The sequence below is a fragment of the Paraburkholderia sp. BL23I1N1 genome, from assembly GCF_003610295.1.
In the GTDB taxonomy this organism is placed as follows: Bacteria; Pseudomonadota; Gammaproteobacteria; order Burkholderiales; family Burkholderiaceae; genus Paraburkholderia.
On record NZ_RAPV01000002.1, the window covers coordinates 475,851 to 493,068 of the forward strand.

At 62.9% G+C, this 17,218-nt stretch carries 17 protein-coding genes; 10 read left to right on the forward strand and 7 right to left on the reverse strand.

Annotation, left to right across the window (positions count from 1 at the left end; all coding sequences use genetic code 11):
* Positions 1 to 311 precede the first annotated feature (311 nt).
* From queC to B0G76_RS34800, 5 genes are all read left to right on the forward strand, one after another.
* Positions 312 to 1,043, forward strand: coding sequence for a 7-cyano-7-deazaguanine synthase QueC (queC, locus tag B0G76_RS34780; protein ID WP_120297312.1), 732 nt, complete (start codon positions 312 to 314; stop codon positions 1,041 to 1,043).
* A gap of 113 nt (positions 1,044 to 1,156) precedes the next feature.
* Positions 1,157 to 1,789, forward strand: coding sequence for a 7-carboxy-7-deazaguanine synthase (gene queE / locus B0G76_RS34785; protein WP_120298034.1), 633 nt, complete (start codon positions 1,157 to 1,159; stop codon positions 1,787 to 1,789).
* A gap of 6 nt (positions 1,790 to 1,795) precedes the next feature.
* Positions 1,796 to 2,242: a 6-carboxytetrahydropterin synthase QueD gene (gene queD / locus B0G76_RS34790; RefSeq protein ID WP_115781555.1), complete on the forward strand. Its 447-nt coding sequence runs from the start codon at positions 1,796 to 1,798 to the stop codon at positions 2,240 to 2,242.
* Between the two features lie 230 nt (positions 2,243 to 2,472).
* Positions 2,473 to 3,255 carry an HpcH/HpaI aldolase/citrate lyase family protein gene (locus tag B0G76_RS34795; protein WP_120297313.1) on the forward strand — a complete coding sequence of 261 codons (783 nt, stop codon included), beginning with the start codon at positions 2,473 to 2,475 and terminating at the stop codon, positions 3,253 to 3,255.
* The gene (locus tag B0G76_RS34800) at positions 3,252 to 3,956 is read left to right on the forward strand and encodes a tetratricopeptide repeat protein (protein WP_120297314.1); all 705 of its coding nucleotides are present in this window, start codon (positions 3,252 to 3,254) and stop codon (positions 3,954 to 3,956) included. The genes B0G76_RS34795 and B0G76_RS34800 overlap by 4 nt, the downstream gene beginning before the upstream one ends.
* A 130-nt stretch (positions 3,957 to 4,086) precedes the next feature.
* Here B0G76_RS34800 and rodA read toward each other — a convergent pair whose 3' ends face one another.
* From rodA to B0G76_RS43150, 6 genes are all read right to left on the reverse strand, one after another.
* Positions 4,087 to 5,235: a rod shape-determining protein RodA gene (rodA, locus tag B0G76_RS34805; protein WP_120297315.1), complete on the reverse strand. Its 1,149-nt coding sequence runs from the start codon at positions 5,233 to 5,235 to the stop codon at positions 4,087 to 4,089.
* Positions 5,236 to 5,245: 10 nt separating this feature from the next.
* Positions 5,246 to 7,579, reverse strand: a complete 2,334-nt coding sequence (gene mrdA, locus B0G76_RS34810) for a penicillin-binding protein 2 (protein WP_120297316.1) — start codon at positions 7,577 to 7,579, stop codon at positions 5,246 to 5,248.
* Between the two features lie 142 nt (positions 7,580 to 7,721).
* Positions 7,722 to 8,234: a rod shape-determining protein MreD gene (gene mreD, locus B0G76_RS34815; RefSeq protein ID WP_028197720.1), complete on the reverse strand. Its 513-nt coding sequence runs from the start codon at positions 8,232 to 8,234 to the stop codon at positions 7,722 to 7,724.
* Positions 8,231 to 9,304, reverse strand: a complete 1,074-nt coding sequence (gene mreC / locus B0G76_RS34820) for a rod shape-determining protein MreC (RefSeq protein WP_120297317.1) — start codon at positions 9,302 to 9,304, stop codon at positions 8,231 to 8,233. The genes mreD and mreC overlap by 4 nt, the downstream gene beginning before the upstream one ends.
* Positions 9,305 to 9,457: 153 nt before the next feature.
* The gene (locus tag B0G76_RS34825) at positions 9,458 to 10,501 is read right to left on the reverse strand and encodes a rod shape-determining protein (RefSeq protein WP_004189550.1); all 1,044 of its coding nucleotides are present in this window, start codon (positions 10,499 to 10,501) and stop codon (positions 9,458 to 9,460) included.
* A 232-nt stretch (positions 10,502 to 10,733) separates the two neighbouring features.
* Complete coding sequence (locus B0G76_RS43150; RefSeq protein WP_183082270.1) at positions 10,734 to 10,883, reverse strand: hypothetical protein; 150 nt, start codon at positions 10,881 to 10,883, stop codon at positions 10,734 to 10,736.
* Here B0G76_RS43150 and gatC point away from each other — a divergent pair.
* The 5 genes from gatC (at position 10,882) to B0G76_RS34850 (ending at position 15,988) form a co-directional block, all read left to right on the forward strand.
* A complete protein-coding gene (gatC, locus tag B0G76_RS34830; protein ID WP_120297318.1) occupies positions 10,882 to 11,181 on the forward strand; it encodes an Asp-tRNA(Asn)/Glu-tRNA(Gln) amidotransferase subunit GatC in 300 nt (99 codons plus the stop codon). The two genes, B0G76_RS43150 and gatC, sit on opposite strands and share 2 nt — an antisense overlap.
* A gap of 31 nt (positions 11,182 to 11,212) precedes the next feature.
* Entirely contained in the window at positions 11,213 to 12,700 is a 1,488-nt protein-coding gene (gene gatA, locus B0G76_RS34835; RefSeq protein ID WP_120297319.1) for an Asp-tRNA(Asn)/Glu-tRNA(Gln) amidotransferase subunit GatA, read from the forward strand.
* 5 nt (positions 12,701 to 12,705) lie between these two features.
* Entirely contained in the window at positions 12,706 to 14,181 is a 1,476-nt protein-coding gene (gatB, locus tag B0G76_RS34840) for an Asp-tRNA(Asn)/Glu-tRNA(Gln) amidotransferase subunit GatB (protein ID WP_120297320.1), read from the forward strand.
* 123 nt (positions 14,182 to 14,304) lie between these two features.
* On the forward strand, positions 14,305 to 15,144 hold the full coding sequence (locus B0G76_RS34845) for a PPK2 family polyphosphate kinase (RefSeq protein ID WP_120297321.1): 840 nt from the start codon (positions 14,305 to 14,307) through the stop codon (positions 15,142 to 15,144).
* A 64-nt stretch (positions 15,145 to 15,208) separates the two neighbouring features.
* Positions 15,209 to 15,988, forward strand: a complete 780-nt coding sequence (locus B0G76_RS34850; protein ID WP_120297322.1) for an exodeoxyribonuclease III — start codon at positions 15,209 to 15,211, stop codon at positions 15,986 to 15,988.
* Positions 15,989 to 15,991: 3 nt separating this feature from the next.
* Here the strand turns inward: B0G76_RS34850 and B0G76_RS34855 are convergent, their stop codons facing one another.
* A complete protein-coding gene (locus B0G76_RS34855; RefSeq protein ID WP_259460961.1) occupies positions 15,992 to 17,194 on the reverse strand; it encodes a M48 family metallopeptidase in 1,203 nt (400 codons plus the stop codon).
* Between the last annotated feature and the right edge of the window lie 24 nt (positions 17,195 to 17,218).

Genomic DNA, 17,218 nt, shown 5'->3' on the forward strand with positions numbered 1-17,218 from the left:
CGTGATAAAATCGCGCCAGTTCAAGCACTTGCGTGTGAGCGCGCTACTGGCGGCACCACCGCGCCGAACACGTCTTTTCGTATCCAGAAGCTGGTTTTTTTCGCACTCTGCCGCAATACGGCGATGCCGCGACAAGTGCCGAACCCTTCGCCCGACGATTAACGGTATAAGCGCCCAGCGACTCTGCATGCGGAAGGCGCGGCCTATACTGCTTTGGGCCGGCAGCAGTGCCGGCACGCGTCGCGCCGCGTTGCTTGCATGGCGCACCTCGCGCAGCGCGACGTGGCACTCATCATTCACGGAGTTTCACGGTGACCCGCAAAGACGCTAAACGTAGCGCTCTGGTGCTGTTTTCCGGCGGCCAGGATTCCGCCACGTGCCTCGCCTGGGCGCTCGAACGTTATGAAACGGTCGAAACGCTGGGATTCGATTATGGCCAGCGGCACCGAGTCGAACTCGAATGCCGCGAGGGGTTTCGTAACGCTGTGGCGCGCGCCTTTCCAGTGTGGGCCGATCGGCTCGGCGAAGATCACATGATCGACCTGTCGGTGCTCGGTTCGATCAGCGATACGGCCATGACGCGCGAGATCGAGATTCACGCCACCGCGAACGGTTTGCCGAATACGTTTGTCCCGGGCCGCAATCTGATGTTCATGACGATCGCTGCGGCCATCGCGTATCGGCGTGGTTTGCAGGTGCTGGTCGGCGGCATGTGCGAGACGGACTTTTCGGGCTACCCCGATTGCCGCGACGATACGATGAAGGCATTGCAGGTCGCGCTGAACCTCGGCATGGACACGCGCTTCCTGCTCGAAACGCCGCTCATGTGGCTCGACAAGGCGGACACGTGGCGTCTCGCGCATGAGCTGGGCGGCGACGAACTGGTCGAACTGGTGCGCGTCGAAACGCACACCTGCTATGTCGGCGAGCGTGCCGAATTGCATGCATGGGGTTTTGGCTGCGGCGAATGCCCGGCGTGCCGTTTGCGCAAGCGGGGTTATGAAGCGTATCTGGCCGGCGAGAAGGTGACCGAGCCGGTGTAACGGTGTAACGGTCTGGCGCTTGCACAGCAGTTTTGCGCTGGCGCACCGTGCACACCGCGCAAACAGGGCGCAGCGCAGGCAATTATTTTCAGGAACACACGGCAGAAAGCAGCATGACTTACGCGGTCAAGGAAATCTTCTACACATTGCAGGGCGAGGGCGCGAATGCCGGGCGTCCGGCCGTGTTCTGCCGGTTCGCCGGCTGCAATCTGTGGTCGGGCCGCGAAGAAGATCGTGCGGAAGCTGTCTGCCAGTTCTGCGATACGGACTTCGTCGGGACGGACGGTGAGAACGGTGGCAAGTACCGCACGCCCGAAGAACTGGTGCAGATGATCGCGTCGCAATGGCCGGAAGGCGAGGGTGAGCGCTTCGTGGTCTGCACGGGCGGTGAACCGATGTTGCAGATCGATCAGCCGTTTGTCGATGCGCTGCATGCCGCCGGCTTCGAAATCGCTATCGAAACCAACGGCTCGCTGCCGGTGCTCGAAACGATCGACTGGATCTGCGTGAGCCCGAAGGCCGACGCGCCGCTCGTTGTCACCAAGGGCAACGAATTGAAGGTCGTGATTCCGCAGGACAACCAGCGGTTGTCCGAGTATGCGAAGCTCGACTTCGAGTATTTCCTCGTCCAGCCGATGGACGGCCCGTCGCGCGACCTCAACACCAGGCTCGCGATCGACTGGTGCAAACGCCATCCGCAATGGCGCCTGTCGATGCAGACCCACAAGTATCTGAACATTCCCTGATTTGCCGTGCTGACGATTACACGAAAACTCGAATTCGACGCGGGCCACCGCATCCCCGATCACCGCAGCCAGTGCCGTAATCTGCACGGCCATCGCTATGTGCTCGAAATCACGCTGCAAGGCGACCTGGTCGACACCGAAGGCGCGCCGGATCGCGGCATGGTGATGGACTTCGCCGACGTGAAGTCGCTCGCGGTCGAACATCTGGTCGACAAGTGGGACCATGCGTTTCTCGTCTACGAAGGCGATACGCAGGTACGCGGTTTTCTGGACACCATGGCGGGACACAAGACGGTCGTGCTCGATCGCATTCCCACCGTCGAAAATCTCGCCGCCGTCGCGTTCGACATCCTCGCGAATGTCTACGACGCGCATTACGGCGTGAATCTGCGTTTGCACAAGGTGCGTTTGTTCGAGACGCCGAACTGCTGGGCCGACGTAGTCCGCGATTGAACCCGGGGTCGCGCGACAAGATCCCGCGCGGCCCGATCCTGCGGCCCAACCCCCGCGTTATTGTCACGGTATGATCGCTCCGATAACCACACGGAGCGAGACATGCCGTTCACCGCATTGCGTCGCAGCAAGCATTCAGGCCGTCACGGCCCAGGCGTTGGTCTGTTCCACCACGCCAGCATCCTCAGCCGCGTTTCAGGCGATGTGTCCCATCGCCAGGGAGCGCGACAATGAGTACCTTCACGAACCCCCTCAAGCAACGTCTGAAAGAAGCCGATCCGCTGTTCGGCCTGTGGCTTTCGCTCGGCAGCGATTCTGCAGCCGAGGCGCTCGCGCACGCCGGTTTCGACTGGCTGCTGATCGACATGGAGCATGCGCCCAACGATAGCGGGGACGTCACCTCGCAATTGCGCGCGATCGCTGCCGCGCATCTGCCGAGCGAGCCGGTCGTGCGCGTGCCCGCCAGCGAGGCGTGGCTCGTCAAGCGCGTGCTGGACGCGGGCGCCCGTACGCTGATGTTCCCGAATATCGAAACCGCGGAAGAGGCGGCACACGCCGTGCGTCTGACGCAGTATCCGACCGCTGAAGCGCTCGACGGTCAGCGTGGCGTGGCCGGCGCGGTGCGGGCGGCGGCGTACGGCATGCGGCGCGACTACGTGCAGACCGCCAACGCGCAGATCGCGACTATCGTGCAGATCGAGTCGGCGCGCGGCTTGCAGGAAGTCGAGAAGATCGCGGCGACACCGGGCGTGGATTGCCTGTTCGTCGGACCGGCCGATCTCGCCGCGAGCCTCGGCCACCTCGGCGATTCGAAGCATGCCGACGTGCAGGCTGCGATGGCGCGCATTGTCAGCGCCGCCGATAAGGCCGGTATCGCCGCCGGAATTTTCGCTATGGATGTCGCGAGCGCAAAGCAGCATCGCGATGCCGGTTTTCGATTTATCGCCTTGGCCGCCGACGTCATGTGGATGTTGCGCGCAACCCGCCAGGCATTGCAGGAGGTAAGGACATGAAGGGGATGGTGCAGTGCGTGGCGATGCGTCTGGCGGTCACGGCGGCGTTGATGGTGAATGTCACGGCGTATGCGCAGGACAACCACGCTGCGAAACCGACTGATCCGGAGACGCAAACCGCGGTCGCCGATTACAACGCCGGCAATCTGGGCGCGGCGCTGGCCGAATTCCGCAAAGCGGCGCAGCACGGCAGCCGCCTTGCCGAGTTCAACTACGCGATGATGCTGCTCAACGGCGAAGGCACCACGGCCAATGTCGACGAAGGCAAGAAGTGGCTGCGCAAAGCCGCCGACGCCAACATGTCGCACGCGCAGTACGTGTACGGCAAGATGTACGACGACGGTGAGTTTGTTGGGCGTGATCCGGTCGAGGCGCATCGGTGGTTTCTGAAGGCCGCGCAGCAGGGGCACATTCAGGCGGAACTCGCACTGGCCAACCAGTTCCTCGATGGCCGTGGCACGACTCGCGACAACCAGCAGGCGTTCGTCTGGTACAAGAAGGCCGCGCAAGGTGGCGACATGACGGCGCAGTACGTGACCGGCTCGTTCTACGAGCGTGGTGGCGACGGCGTGGACAAGAATCTGAACGTGGCGCGCGCCTATTACGCGGCAGCGGCGGCACAGGGCGATCCGGCGGCGAAACTCAAGTATCAGCAACTGAGCGCGCAATTGCGGGATCAGAAGGAAGTGAAACCGCAGTAGATGAAACCGCAGTAAATAAAAAAGGGGCGCTCCTGACGGTGCGCCCCTTTTGTTTAGCCTTCGTTCCTTGGCCTGCCTTGATTTTGCAGCCCTGCAGCGTTCACCTCCGCAAGCAAGGCGCTGCTCCGCGCTAACTCTGCATTAACCGCTTCTGCCGCGCGACGCTCATGATGAGGCCAATCGCGACCCCCAACGTGGTCAGCGCGGTGCCGCCGTAACTCATGAATGGCAACGGCACACCCACCACCGGCAAGATCCCGCTCACCATGCCGATGTTGACGAACGCGTAGGTGAAGAACGCCATTGTCAGCGATCCGGCCAGCAGCCGCCCGAACAGCGTCGCCCCATTGGCCGCGATATACAGCCCGCGCGCGATCAGCAGCATATAAAGCGTGAGCAGCACGATTCCGCCCGCCAGTCCGAATTCCTCGGAAAACACCGCGAAGATGAAGTCGGTGTGCTTCTCGGGGATGAACTCCAGATGCGCCTGGGTACCCTTGAGCCAGCCCTTGCCAAGCGGGCCACCCGAGCCGATTGCAATCACCGCCTGGATCGTGTGGAAACCCTTGCCGAGCGGATCGGACGTCGGATCGAGCAGCGTACAGATACGATGCTTCTGATAATCGTGCATCAGAGGCCATTGCACTTCCGGCTGACAGATCTTGTCCTGGAACGCTGCGATTGACGCGACCGCGATCACGCCCGCAATCAGCACCGGCACGATCAGCTTGAAACTGAGCCCTGCGAAGTAAATCACGAAGAGGCCCGCCGCGAACACCAGCACGGCGGTGCCGAGGTCAGGCTGCTTGGCGATCAAACCGACCGGTACGATCAGAATCAGGAAGCCGACCAGAAAGTCGTACCAGCGCATCACGCCTTCGCGGCGCTGGTAGTACCAGGCGAGCATCAGCGGTGTGGCAATCTTCAGAATCTCCGACGGCTGGATCACCACGCCGACATTGATCCAGCGCTTGGCACCCTTGCGCGTGAGGCCGAACATCGCCACCGCAACCAGTAATGCGATCCCGAACGTATAGAGCGGGACCGCGAAGCGCATCAGCGTGGTGGGCGGCACATTGGCCAGCGCCCACATCAGCACGAACGTCAGCAAGATGTTGCGCAGTTGGTCTTCCACCCGGCCGGGCATGTCCAGCGTCGCGCTGTACAGCGTGACGATGCCGACGCACAGCAGCAGAAACACGATCAGGGCGAGCGGCCGGTCGAAACCCACGAACATCCGCTTGATGCGGTCGAGCCAGGCGCGCTTGTCGAATTGCATGCCTTTCTCCTTACTCGTCGATGCCGCCGGAAACCGGCTGGCGTGGCGACGTAGGCTGATTGCTGTCATTCCGCGACGGGGCTGCGGCAGCCGGCATCGGCTCGCTGCTCGGGCGGGGTTTGCGCGGGGCGCCGGATTTACGTGGCGCCGGATTCTTTGCGGCCGTGGACGCGGATGCGGCGATAGCCGCCGATGCGCCGGAAGCGGAAGCCGGGGCTACCGCAGCAGCAGGAGCAGATGCAGTGACCGGAGCCACTGCTGCCGAGGCAGCAGCCGCAGCGGATGCTGCCGCCGCGGCCGAAGCGGCGCTCGGCATCGGCAGTGCCGTGAAGCCCGCCGCGACCTTGACCGGCTGCGCCGCATCTTGCGGCGTCGGAGCGTCGCCCACCTCAGGCGCGGACGCATCCTGCGTCGCCGATGCAGCCGCCGCGACAGCCGCCGCCTCAGCGCCTGGCCTGTTCTTGCCGACCAGGTAGTAGTCGAGCACACGGCGCGCGATTGGGCCCGCGGCTTCCGCACCCCAGCCACCGTTTTCGACGATCAGTGCGACCGCGATTTTCGGTTGATCGACAGGCGCAAAGGCGATGAACAGCGCGTGGTCGCGCAGATGTTCAGCGATCGCGTGACCCTTGTAGTTCGCGCCTTGCAACGAGTAGACCTGCGCCGTGCCGGTCTTGCCGGCGGCCTGATACGGCGCGCCGATGAACAGCTTCGACGCCGTGCCGTTGGTCACGACGCCTTCCATCGCGTGCTTGATGAAGTCGATGTCCGATTGCTTCACGGCGATCTTGTCACTCGGATCGCGCACGACCGGGCGCGTCTCTTTCGTGATCGGATTTTCGATGTCGCGCACGAGGTGCGGCTTCATCACGACGCCGTTGTTCGCGAGCGTGGCGGTGGCGTGGGCAAGTTGCAGAATGGTGAACGAGTTATAGCCCTGGCCGATCCCGAGACTGATCGTTTCGCCTTCATACCAGCGCTGCTGTTCGGGCTTGCGGTATGCCTTGCGCTTCCATTCCGTCGACGGCAGGATGCCGCGCGCTTCTCCCGAAATGTCGATGCCGGTGATCTGGCCGAAGCCCCACGGCTTCATGAAGTTGGCAATGTTGTTGACGCCGAGATCGTGCGCCAGCATGTAGAAATACGTGTCGTTCGACACCACGATCGCGCGGTTCATGTCGACCCAGCCCTGGCCGGCACGCACATCGTTGCGGAACGTATGGCCGCCGAACGTGTACGAGCCCGGATCCTGGAAGCCCCAGCCCGGCGTGCGCTTATGCAGCGTCAGCGCGGCGAGCGCCATGAACGGCTTGTAGGTCGAGCCCGGCGGATAGGTGCCATGCAGCGGGCGATTCAGGAGCGGATGGTCGGGCGAGTTGTTGAGCTCGTCCCAGGTCTGCTGATCGATGCCGTCAACAAACGAATTCGGATCGAAGCTCGGCGCCGATACGAACGCCAGCACGTCGCCGGTTGCCGGTTCGATCGCGACCAGCGCCCCGCGGCGGCCGGCGAAGGCCTGCTCCGCGACCTGCTGCAGGCCGATGTCGATCGACAGTTCGAGGTTATTGCCGGGCGTTGCCTGAGTGCGCGACAGCGTGCGTACAGGCCGGCCGCCGGCGGTTACTTCGACTTCCTCAAAACCGGTCTGGCCGTGCAGTTCGGTCTCGTAGCTCTGCTCGACGCCGATCTTGCCGATGTAGTCGGTGCCCTTGTAGTTGTTCGCGTCGAGGCGCGGATCGTAGTGGTCCGGATCGCTGTCGTTCTGGTCGCTGGCGTCGTCGATGCGGTCCTGATCGCGCTGCGAAATCCGGCCGATGTAGCCGATCACGTGCGCCGCAGTGGGCCCAAGCGGATACTGGCGGAACAGGCGCGCGCGCACTTCCACGCCCGGAAAGCGGAAGCGTTGCGCGGTGAAGCGCGCGACTTCGTCGTCGGTAAGACGGGTGCGGATCGGCAGGCTCTCGAAATTCTTCGAGTCTTCCTGCAGCTTCTTAAAGCGGCGGCGGTCGCGTGCGTCGATCGAGACCACGGTGGCGAGGTTGTCGATCACGTTTTCGAGCGTGTCGTTCAGCTTCGACGGCGTGAGTTCGAGCGTATACGCCGAGTAGTTCTTGGCCAACACCACGCCGTTACGGTCGGTGATAATGCCGCGGTTCGGCACGATCGGCGCGACCGAGATCCGGTTTTCGTCGGCTTGCAGCGAGTACTTGCTGTAGTGCCAGACCTGCAGGACCAGGAAGCGGAAGCCGATCAGCCCGAAGCAGACGAACACGAACACGCCCGCCGCCGCGACGCGCAGGCGGAACTTCGAGAGCTGTTGCTGAGTGTCCTTGAATTCGGTCATGCGATTCTGCAAAAGGCCGTGTGGCGGCCATCAAGAGTGTGCGCCCAAACCGGCCGAGACCGGGAGGCATGAACAGCGATGCGTGTCGAGCGGACCGGCTACCTGGGTTCCATCGGAACGGCCGGCGTGGCTCGATGCGTAATTAAATCGGCCGCGTATCGTCCGGATCGGCCGGGCGACGCTGCGGCATCAGCAGCAGCACGCTGGCGATCGGCCACAGCGCGGCTTCGACGAAACCGTCGATCAGGTAACTCCAGCCCGGAAACGCTGCGCCCGTCAGCAGACGGATCACGAACGGGACCAGTTGCGCAACGACCAGCAGCGGCATTACCGCGAAAGTCTGCACGCCGAGCGACATCCACAGCACCCGGCGATGGATCGTAATCGCGCCATACGACAACAACGTATACGCCAGCGCGTGCTCGCCGAGCAGGCTGGCGTTGTGCACATCCATCAGCAAGCCGAGAAAGAACGCGATGCCCATGCCGACCTTGCGCGGCTGATGCACATTCCAGAACAGCAGCACGAGCGCCACGAAATCCGGCACGCCGGCGAGGCGCCCCCACGGCATCAGGTTCAGCAAAAACGCCGCGGCGAGACTGAACGCGATGAAGTACGGGTTGACCGGCTGCAGGATGTATTGCGGACGGTTCATGGCTGGGCCCCCGGCGTGGCTTGCGGCTTCGCGCTCTTGTCAGCAGCCGGTTTCTTCTCCGCGGCGGCGGGCTTGGCAGGCGCTTTCTCGGCGGGCTTGGCGGCCGGCTTTTCAGCAGGCTTCGCAGCGGACTTATCCGCCGCGGCCTTGCTGTCAGCTGGCTTGCCACCCTTCTTCGCTTTCGCGTCTTTGGCGGCCGTGGCCGCATCGGGCTCTTCCGCCGGACGCGGCGGCACGTTGTTCAGATAGTGCAGCACCAGTAGCTGACGCGCGCCGCGCACCGGCGCAACCGGCAAGCAGATCACGCGCGCGAACGCCGTGTCGGCCTGCTTGTCGACCCGCACGACCTTGGCGACCGGCAGCCCCGGCGGATAAACGCCGTCGAGCCCGCTGGTGACGAGTTCGTCGCCGGTTTGCACGTCGGCGCTGATCGGCACGAAGCGCAGATCGAGCGTGTCGCCCTTCGGCGTGCCGTAAATCACGCTGCGCAAGCCGGTACGCACGATCTGCACGGGCACGGCCTGGTCTTTGTCGGTGAGCAGCGTCACTTCCGCCTGGAGCGGGAATACACGCGTCACCTGCCCGATCACGCCGTCTTCGTTGACGACCGGCGAACCGTCCTGGACGCCTTGCTGGGCACCGCGGCCGATCACGACCTTCTGCGTGAACGGGTCGCGCGTGTCGTACTGGATTTCAGCGGGCAGCGATTGCGTGGTCGAGCGCTGCGAGAGTTGCAGCAGCGCGCGCAAATGGGTGTTTTCGGCGGCCAGTTCGGCGGCCGTATTGGCTTGCTGCGAGAGCTGTAGATCTTTGGCGCGCAGCTTGTCGTTTTCGCTGCGCAAGGTCGCGCTAGTCACGGCCAGGTCGGCCGCGCCCATGAAAATGTCGCGCGGCACGAGGGCTGCGCGTTGCAACGGATAAAGACCCGCGCCGAGCACGCCGCGAACGATTTCGAGCGTTTTGAAGCGTGCATCGGAGATCAGCAGGGCGAGCGCCAGCACGACGAAAAACATCAGCCGTGCGAGGGCGGACGGGCCTTGCTTGAACAGGGGCGGCGGACTGTATTCCATGGTCGGCGCCGGGGGCGTGAGCGGTTGGGTGAGACGGCGGCGCGCGAGGGACTCGCGTTCAGCGCGCGGAGGCTGGCAGACCCAGCCAACGGCAAACCGGCCCGCAAGGGGCCGTTTGCCAGATCCGCGCTACTGACATGGAGACGGGCTCGCTTACTCGTACGAGAAGATGCTACCCAGCTTGTCCATGCGTTCGAGCGCCATGCCCGAGCCGCGCACAACGCAGGTCAGCGGGTCTTCGGCGACGAGCACCGGCAGGCCGGTTTCCTCGGCGAGCAGGCGGTCCAGATCGCGCAGCAGTGCGCCACCGCCCGTGAGCATCATGCCGCGCTCGGCGATGTCGGCACCCAGTTCCGGCGGCGTTTGTTCGAGCGCGATCTTCACCGACGACACGATCTGGTTCAGCGGATCGGTGAGGGCTTCGAGAATTTCGTTGCTGGAGATGGTGAAGCTGCGCGGAATGCCTTCCGACAGGTTGCGGCCCTTCACTTCCATTTCCTTGACTTCGGAACCCGGGAACGCGGAGCCGATTTCCTTCTTGATGGCTTCGGCGGTTTGTTCGCCGATCAGCATGCCGTAGTTGCGGCGGATGTAGTTGACGATGGCTTCGTCGAACTTGTCGCCGCCTACGCGCACCGAACCCTTGTACACGATGCCGCCGAGCGAGATCACGCCGACTTCGGTCGTGCCGCCGCCGATGTCGACGACCATCGAGCCGGTTGCTTCCGACACCGGCAGGCCTGCACCGATTGCCGCAGCCATGGGCTCTTCAATCAGGTAGACCTGCGAAGCGCCCGCGCCGTGTGCCGCTTCTTTAATCGCGCGACGCTCGACCTGGGTCGAACCGCATGGCACGCAGATGATGATGCGCGGCGACGGCGAGAACATACGCGATTCGTGAGCCGTTTTGATGAACTGCTTGATCATCTGTTCGGTGACGGTGAAGTCGGCGATCACGCCGTCTTTCATCGGGCGGATTGCCTCGATGTTGCCGGGCACCTTGCCAAGCATCTGCTTGGCTTCCTTGCCGACTGCCTGAATGGTTTTTTTGCCGTTGGGGCCGCCTTCCTGGCGGATCGAGACCACTGACGGCTCGTCAAGAACGATTCCCTTGCCACGCATGTAGATGAGCGTGTTGGCAGTGCCAAGGTCAATCGCCAGATCGTTGGAGAAGTAGCTGCGCAGAAAACCGAACATTCAAAATCCTGTCTCGCTTGGAGCCGGGCCTCGCAACGTATGCGCAGGGCGGCAGCGGAAAAAATAACAGCTTCAACCGGGCGGAAGTAGCGCCACTGGAACTTGAAGCTGCGGGGGAGTCTACCGGAGGCCGGTGCAAGGCCCAGTCAGAAAAATCCGAACTATCTTTGGGAATTGTTCAGAAAGGCCTTGGTAAGTCGGTCCGGGTTTGGGTCGAACGCGTAATGATACCTTATAATTTTGGATGTTTTGAAGGAAACGGACGGCACTTTTTGCCGCCGCTGGCCCCTTTTTCGAGGTCTTCCTCCAGTGTCGTAACCCGCTGTCGCAGCATCGTTTTTCCCGCGCTGCGGCGGTCCACCACATTTTCCGGTGACAGCATGGCTCTGACCCTGACCGATGTTAAACGCATCGCGCACCTCGCGCGGCTCGAACTGGCTGACGCCGACGCTGAGCACACACTTGTCCAGCTCAACGATTTCTTCGGCCTCGTCGAGCAAATGCAGGCGGTCGATACCACCGGCATCGCCCCGCTTGCCCATCCGATCGAGCAGATCGAAGACGTCGCGCTGCGTCTGCGTAACGACGCGGTGACCGAAACGGTCGACCGTGAAGCTTTCCAGCGCCCGGCGCCGGCCGTCCAGGACGGCCTGTACCTCGTGCCGAAAGTGATCGAGTAAGACCCGCGAATAAAGCCCAGGATAAAACGCAATGCATGAAAAAAGCTTGACCGAACTGCGTGCCGCACTGGCGGCCAAGGAATGCTCCGCAGTCGAACTGGCGCAGCTGTATCTGAAGCGGATCGACGCGGCCAACAGCCTCAACGCCTTCATTCAGGTCGACGCCGACCTGACGCTCGCGCAGGCGAAAGCCGCCGACGCGCTGCTTCACACCGGCCACGCCGGCCCGCTGGTCGGCCTGCCGATCGCCCACAAAGACGTGTTCGTCACCAAGGGGTGGCGCTCCACGGCCGGCTCGAAGATGCTGTCGAACTACGAAAGTCCGTTCGACGCGACCGTGGTCGCGCGTCTGCAGAGCGCCGGCATGGTGTGCGTGGGCAAGACCAATATGGACGAGTTCGCGATGGGCTCGTCCAACGAGAATTCGTACTTTGGCCCCGTGCAGAATCCGTGGGATCGTCTGGCTGTGCCTGGCGGTTCGTCGGGCGGTTCGGCGGCTGCGGTCGCGGCGCGCCTTGCGCCCGCTGCCACCGGCACGGATACCGGCGGCTCGATTCGTCAGCCGGCGTCGTTCTCCGGCATTACCGGCATCAAGCCGACGTACGGCCGCGTGTCGCGTTACGGCATGATCGCGTTCGCGTCGTCGCTGGATCAGGGCGGCCCGATGGCCCAAACCGCCGCGGATTGCGCGACGCTGCTCAACGCCATGGCCGGTTTTGACGAGCGGGATTCGACCAGCCTCACGCGCGACGACGAGGACTTCACGCGCTATATCGGCAAGGCGTGGAAAGAAGACGGCGCGGACAAACCGCTCGCCGGCCTGCGTATCGGCCTACCGAAAGAGTACTTCGGCGCAGGTCTCGCCGATGACGTGCGCGCCTCGATCGACGCCGCGTTGAAGCAATACGAAGCGCTCGGCGCCACGCTGGTGGAAGTCTCGCTGCCGAAAACCGAGCTGTCGATCCCGGTGTACTACGTGATCGCGCCGGCGGAAGCCTCGTCGAACCTGTCGCGTTTCGACGGCGTGCGCTTCGGCCATCGCGCGGCGGAATACCGCGATCTGCTCGATATGTACAAGAAGTCGCGTGCGGAAGGCTTCGGTCCGGAAGTGAAGCGCCGCATTCTGGTGGGCGCCTACGTGCTGTCGCACGGCTATTACGACGCGTATTACCTGCAGGCGCAAAAGATTCGGCGCATCATTGCGCAGGACTTCCAGGAAGCGTTCAAGCAGTGCGACGTGATCATGGGACCGGTCGCGCCGTCGGTGGCGTGGGACCTCGGCGCGAAGGGCGACGATCCGGTGCAGATGTATCTGGCTGACATCTACACGTTGTCGGTGAGCCTGGCCGGTTTGCCGGGCATGAGCGTGCCGTGCGGCTTCGGCGCAGGCGCGAATGCGCAGCGTCCGGTGGGTCTGCAGATCATCGGCAACTATTTCAATGAAGCCCGGATGCTGCAAGTGGCCGACGCGTTCCAGCGCGCCACCGATTGGCACCGTCAAGCGCCGGCAGGAGTGTGAGCACCATGACCAAACAATGGGAAGTCGTGATCGGTCTGGAGACCCACGCGCAACTGTCCACCCACTCGAAGATTTTTTCGGGCACCGCCACGCAATTCGGCGCAGCGCCGAACACGCAGGCCTCTCCCGTCGATCTGGCATTGCCGGGCACGCTGCCGGTGATGAACCGCGGCGCGGTGGAGCGTGCGATCCAGTTCGGCCTCGCGATCGGTTCCACGATTGCGCCGCGCAGCATTTTCGCGCGCAAGAACTACTTTTACCCCGATCTGCCGAAGGGCTATCAGATCAGCCAGTACGAGATCCCCGTCGTGCAGGGCGGCCAGGTGACGATTCAGGTCCCTGCTAATGAAAAGGCGGGTAAGGAAGCGTACGAGAAGGTCGTCAACCTGACGCGCGCTCATCTCGAAGAAGACGCGGGCAAGTCGCTGCACGAAGACTTCGCGGGCATGACCGGCATCGACCTGAATCGCGCCGGCACGCCGCTGCTCGAAATCGTCACCGAGCCGGAAATGCGCAGCGCGGCTGAAGCGGTCGCGTATGCCAAGACGCTGCATACGCTCGTCACGTGGCTCGGTATCTGCGACGGCAACATGCAGGAAGGCTCGTTCCGTTGCGACGCGAACGTGTCGGTGCGCCCGGTCGGTCAGGCGGAATTCGGCACGCGTGCCGAGATCAAGAACCTGAACTCGTTCCGCTTTCTCGAAGAAGCGATCCAGTATGAAGTGCGCCGCCAGATCGAATTGATCGAAGACGGCGGCACGGTGGTGCAGGAAACGCGTCTGTACGATCCGGACAAGCGCGAAACGCGTTCGATGCGCAGCAAGGAAGACGCGCACGATTACCGCTATTTCCCCGACCCCGATCTGATGCCGCTCATGATCGACGCGGCGTGGGTCGAGCGCGTGAAGAGCGAACTGCCGGAACTGCCGGTGGCGATTCAGCAGCGCTTCGTCACGCAATACGGCCTCACGCCGTACGACGCCAACGTGCTGACGTCGAGCAAGGCCATGGCTGCATATTACGAAGCGGTTGTGCTCAAGGTCGGCCCGGCGAACGCGAAGGTCGCGGCTAACTGGCTGATGGGAGAAGTGTCGTCGCAATTGAATCGCGAAGGCCTGGACATAGCGCAGAGCCCGGTTTCGTCCGCGCAACTCGCGCTGCTGCTGCAACGTATCGCCGACGGCACGATCTCCAACAAGATCGCCAAGGAAATTTTCCTCGCGATCTGGGAAGAGAAAGCCACCGACGAAGCCGCTGCCGATCGCATCATCGAAGTGAAGGGTTTGAAGCAGATTTCGGACACCGGCGCGCTGGAAGCGATCATCGACGAAGTGCTCGCCGCGAATCCGAAGTCGGTTGAGGAATTCCGCGCCGGCAAGGAAAAGGCGTTCAATGCGTTGATCGGCCAGGCGATGAAAGCCACCAAGGGCAAGGCCAATCCGGCGCAGGTGAACGAACTGCTGAAGAAGAAGCTGTCCTGAGTTGAAGCAATCTGGCCGGCGCGAGCGCGCCGGTCGTCGCGGGCTGTTGCCGGAAACGAAAGTGGGGCAACGGCCCGTTTCATTTTGCGGGCGATGGTTTAACGCAGATTACGGAGCGTGTGAATGGCGAAACAACCCGAACTCGACGATTTCCGCGTGCCGTATTTTGACGGCGGCAAGAAGAACAACACCTTCTCGCTCGACGCTTTCGATCCGGCCGCGAAGCCTTTTTCGACCGGTTCGAAAGAGTCCGACCGGGCGCGTTTGTCGGAGATCGGCGCGAAGCTCGACACGCTGCAGGAGCGCCTGCACGCGCAGCAGAAGCGCCGGATCTTGCTGGTGCTGCAGGGCATGGACACGAGCGGCAAGGACGGCACGATCCGCGCGGTGTTTCACGAAGTCGATCCGCTCGGTTTGCACATCGTGCCGTTCAGGGCGCCGACGCCGGTCGAACTGGCGCACGATTTTCTCTGGCGTCTGCACGCACAGGCCCCTGCTGCCGGTGAGTTGACCATCTTCAACCGCAGTCACTACGAAGATGTGCTGGTGCCGACCGTGCTCGGCACTCTGGACGCCGAAGCATTCGAACAACGCTGTTGCCACATTCGCCAGTTCGAAAAACTGCTGGCCGACAGCGATACGGCCATCATCAAATGCATGCTGTACATTTCAAAAGATGAGCAGCGCGAGCGTCTGCAGGCACGTATCGACGATCCGAACAAACACTGGAAATTCGACGTCGCCGATCTCGAAGCCCGCAAGCAGTGGGACAGATATCAGGCGGTGTACCGCGATGCGCTGGTCGCGACTTCGACCGATTACGCGCCGTGGTACGTGATTCCGGCCGATTCGAAAACCCATCGCAATGTGATGGTCGCCGAGTTGCTGCTACGTACGTTCGAAGCGTTAAAGCTCGAATATCCGCCCGCCAAAGAATCGCTGAAAGGTGTCCGGGTCGAATGACCCAGCGCCTTTGGCCCTTTGCTCCAGAAACGAATTGAACCGAATTGAACATAAAGGAAACGACATGTTGCGTGTGATTACCGCCAACCTGAACGGCATCCGCTCAGCGGCGAAGAAGGGTTTTTTCGACTGGTTCGGCGAACAGAAAGCCGACGTGCTGTGCGTGCAGGAAATCAAATGCTCGCAAGACGATATGACGCCCGAATTCATGGCGCCGCACGATTACACCGGCTATTTCCAGCATGCGGTGAAGAAGGGCTATAGCGGCGCGGGCGTGTACACGCGACATGAGCCGGATGAAGTGGTGATCGGATTCGGCAGCGAGGAATTCGACCCAGAAGGGCGCTATGTCGAATTGTGCTTCGGCAAACTCTCGGTGGTCTCGGTATACGTGCCGTCGGGATCGAGCGGTGACGAACGCCAGCAGGCCAAGTTCCGCTTCATGGACGAGTTCATGCCGCATCTCGCGGAACTGGCCAAGGAGCGGGAAGTGATCGTGTGCGGCGACGTGAACATCGTCCACAAAGAGATCGACATCAAGAACTGGAAGAGCAACCAGAAGAATTCAGGCTGCCTGCCCGAAGAGCGCGAGTGGCTCACGAAGCTGTTTGACGAGGTCGGTTACGTCGACGTCTTCCGCACGCTCGATCAGCGGCCGGAACAGTACACGTGGTGGAGTAATCGCGGTCAGGCGTATGCGAAGAACGTGGGGTGGCGGATCGATTATCAGATCGCGACGCAGGGCATCGCCGGCAAGGCGAAACGCACCGACGTGTTCCGCGATATCAAGTTCAGCGACCATGCGCCGTTGACGGTCGATTACGACCACAAGCTCAAGAAGTAAGGATCACTCGCTGATCGGTTTGCGGCGCGGGCGGCCGATGCCGGCATAGTCCGGCAACGCGTCGACGCTCTTGCCGATGGCTTTCGCATAGAGCGGCAGCATATCCGGCAAGCGCTTGATGATGTCCTGGCGCCGCGCCGGCGTGTACGGGTGCACGTAGATGTAGCCCTGCTCGCGATTGCTGCGCGTTGCCGTGGCCAGCTTGTCCCATAGCGTGACTGCCGCGCGCGGATCGAACCCGGCGCGAGAGGCGATATCGCTGCCGATCACGTCGGCCTCGGTTTCGTCGGTGCTCTCGTACTTCATCTCCAGCAACCGCGAACCGATGCCGAGCGGTGCCACGCCCAGATCGGCGAGCCCGAATAGCTGCGGGATCGTGCCGGAGGAGTCGAGCTGGCTCGCCTGCAGTTCGCCGAGCCGCTCGCGCGCATGCTCGCGCAACGCGTGTGCGATCTCGTGACCGATCAGCATGCCGAGTTCGTTGTCGTTCAAACGCGCGCGATCGAGCAGGCCGCTATACACGACGATCTTGCCGCCCGGCAGGCAGTACATGCGGATATCGGGCGAGCGCACCACTGCCACATCCCACTTCCAGTTTTTGGCCCGCTCGTTCCACTTCAGCGAGTAGGGAATCAGTTTGTCGACGATCGAGCGCACCCGCGTGACGTGGGCGTCGGTGTCGCCATAAAGACGGTTCGCGTGATCTGCGCCATACACGATCTGGTTGAACTCTTCGGCGGCTTGCGCCTCGAGCATGGGCGAGGGGATCAGGTTGCGAAACACGAGGTAGCCGCCGTAGTGCAACTGTGTGTTTGGCGCACTGTAAGTCGGCGGCGCGGGGATGTTGGTGGTTGCGGCGGGCGTTGAGGTTGCGGCCGGCGCTTTGGCCGTTACCGGCACCGGTGGCGGCTGCGTCGAAGCGGGCGGCGTGGCGGCGGCCGGTGCGCTGCCGGCGTTCGTGGCGCTGGCAGCGCCAGCCACCGCCGATGTCGCGTTTTCAGCACTCGCCGTGTTCGGCGCCGATTTTGCCGCTGCCGCCGCTGGTGCCGTTGGCGCCGGCGTGGCAGCGACCGGGGCTGCCGCACCGGTGCTGACCGCGGGCGCCGCGGCCGCGTAGTTGCTCAACGGCGCCGCCGACGCCAGGCTCGCGCAACCGAGCGCCAATGCCGTACGCAGCATCGCGCGACCCGCCTTGGGCGAAGGCATCCCAGGCGCATCCGCTTCGGAGCG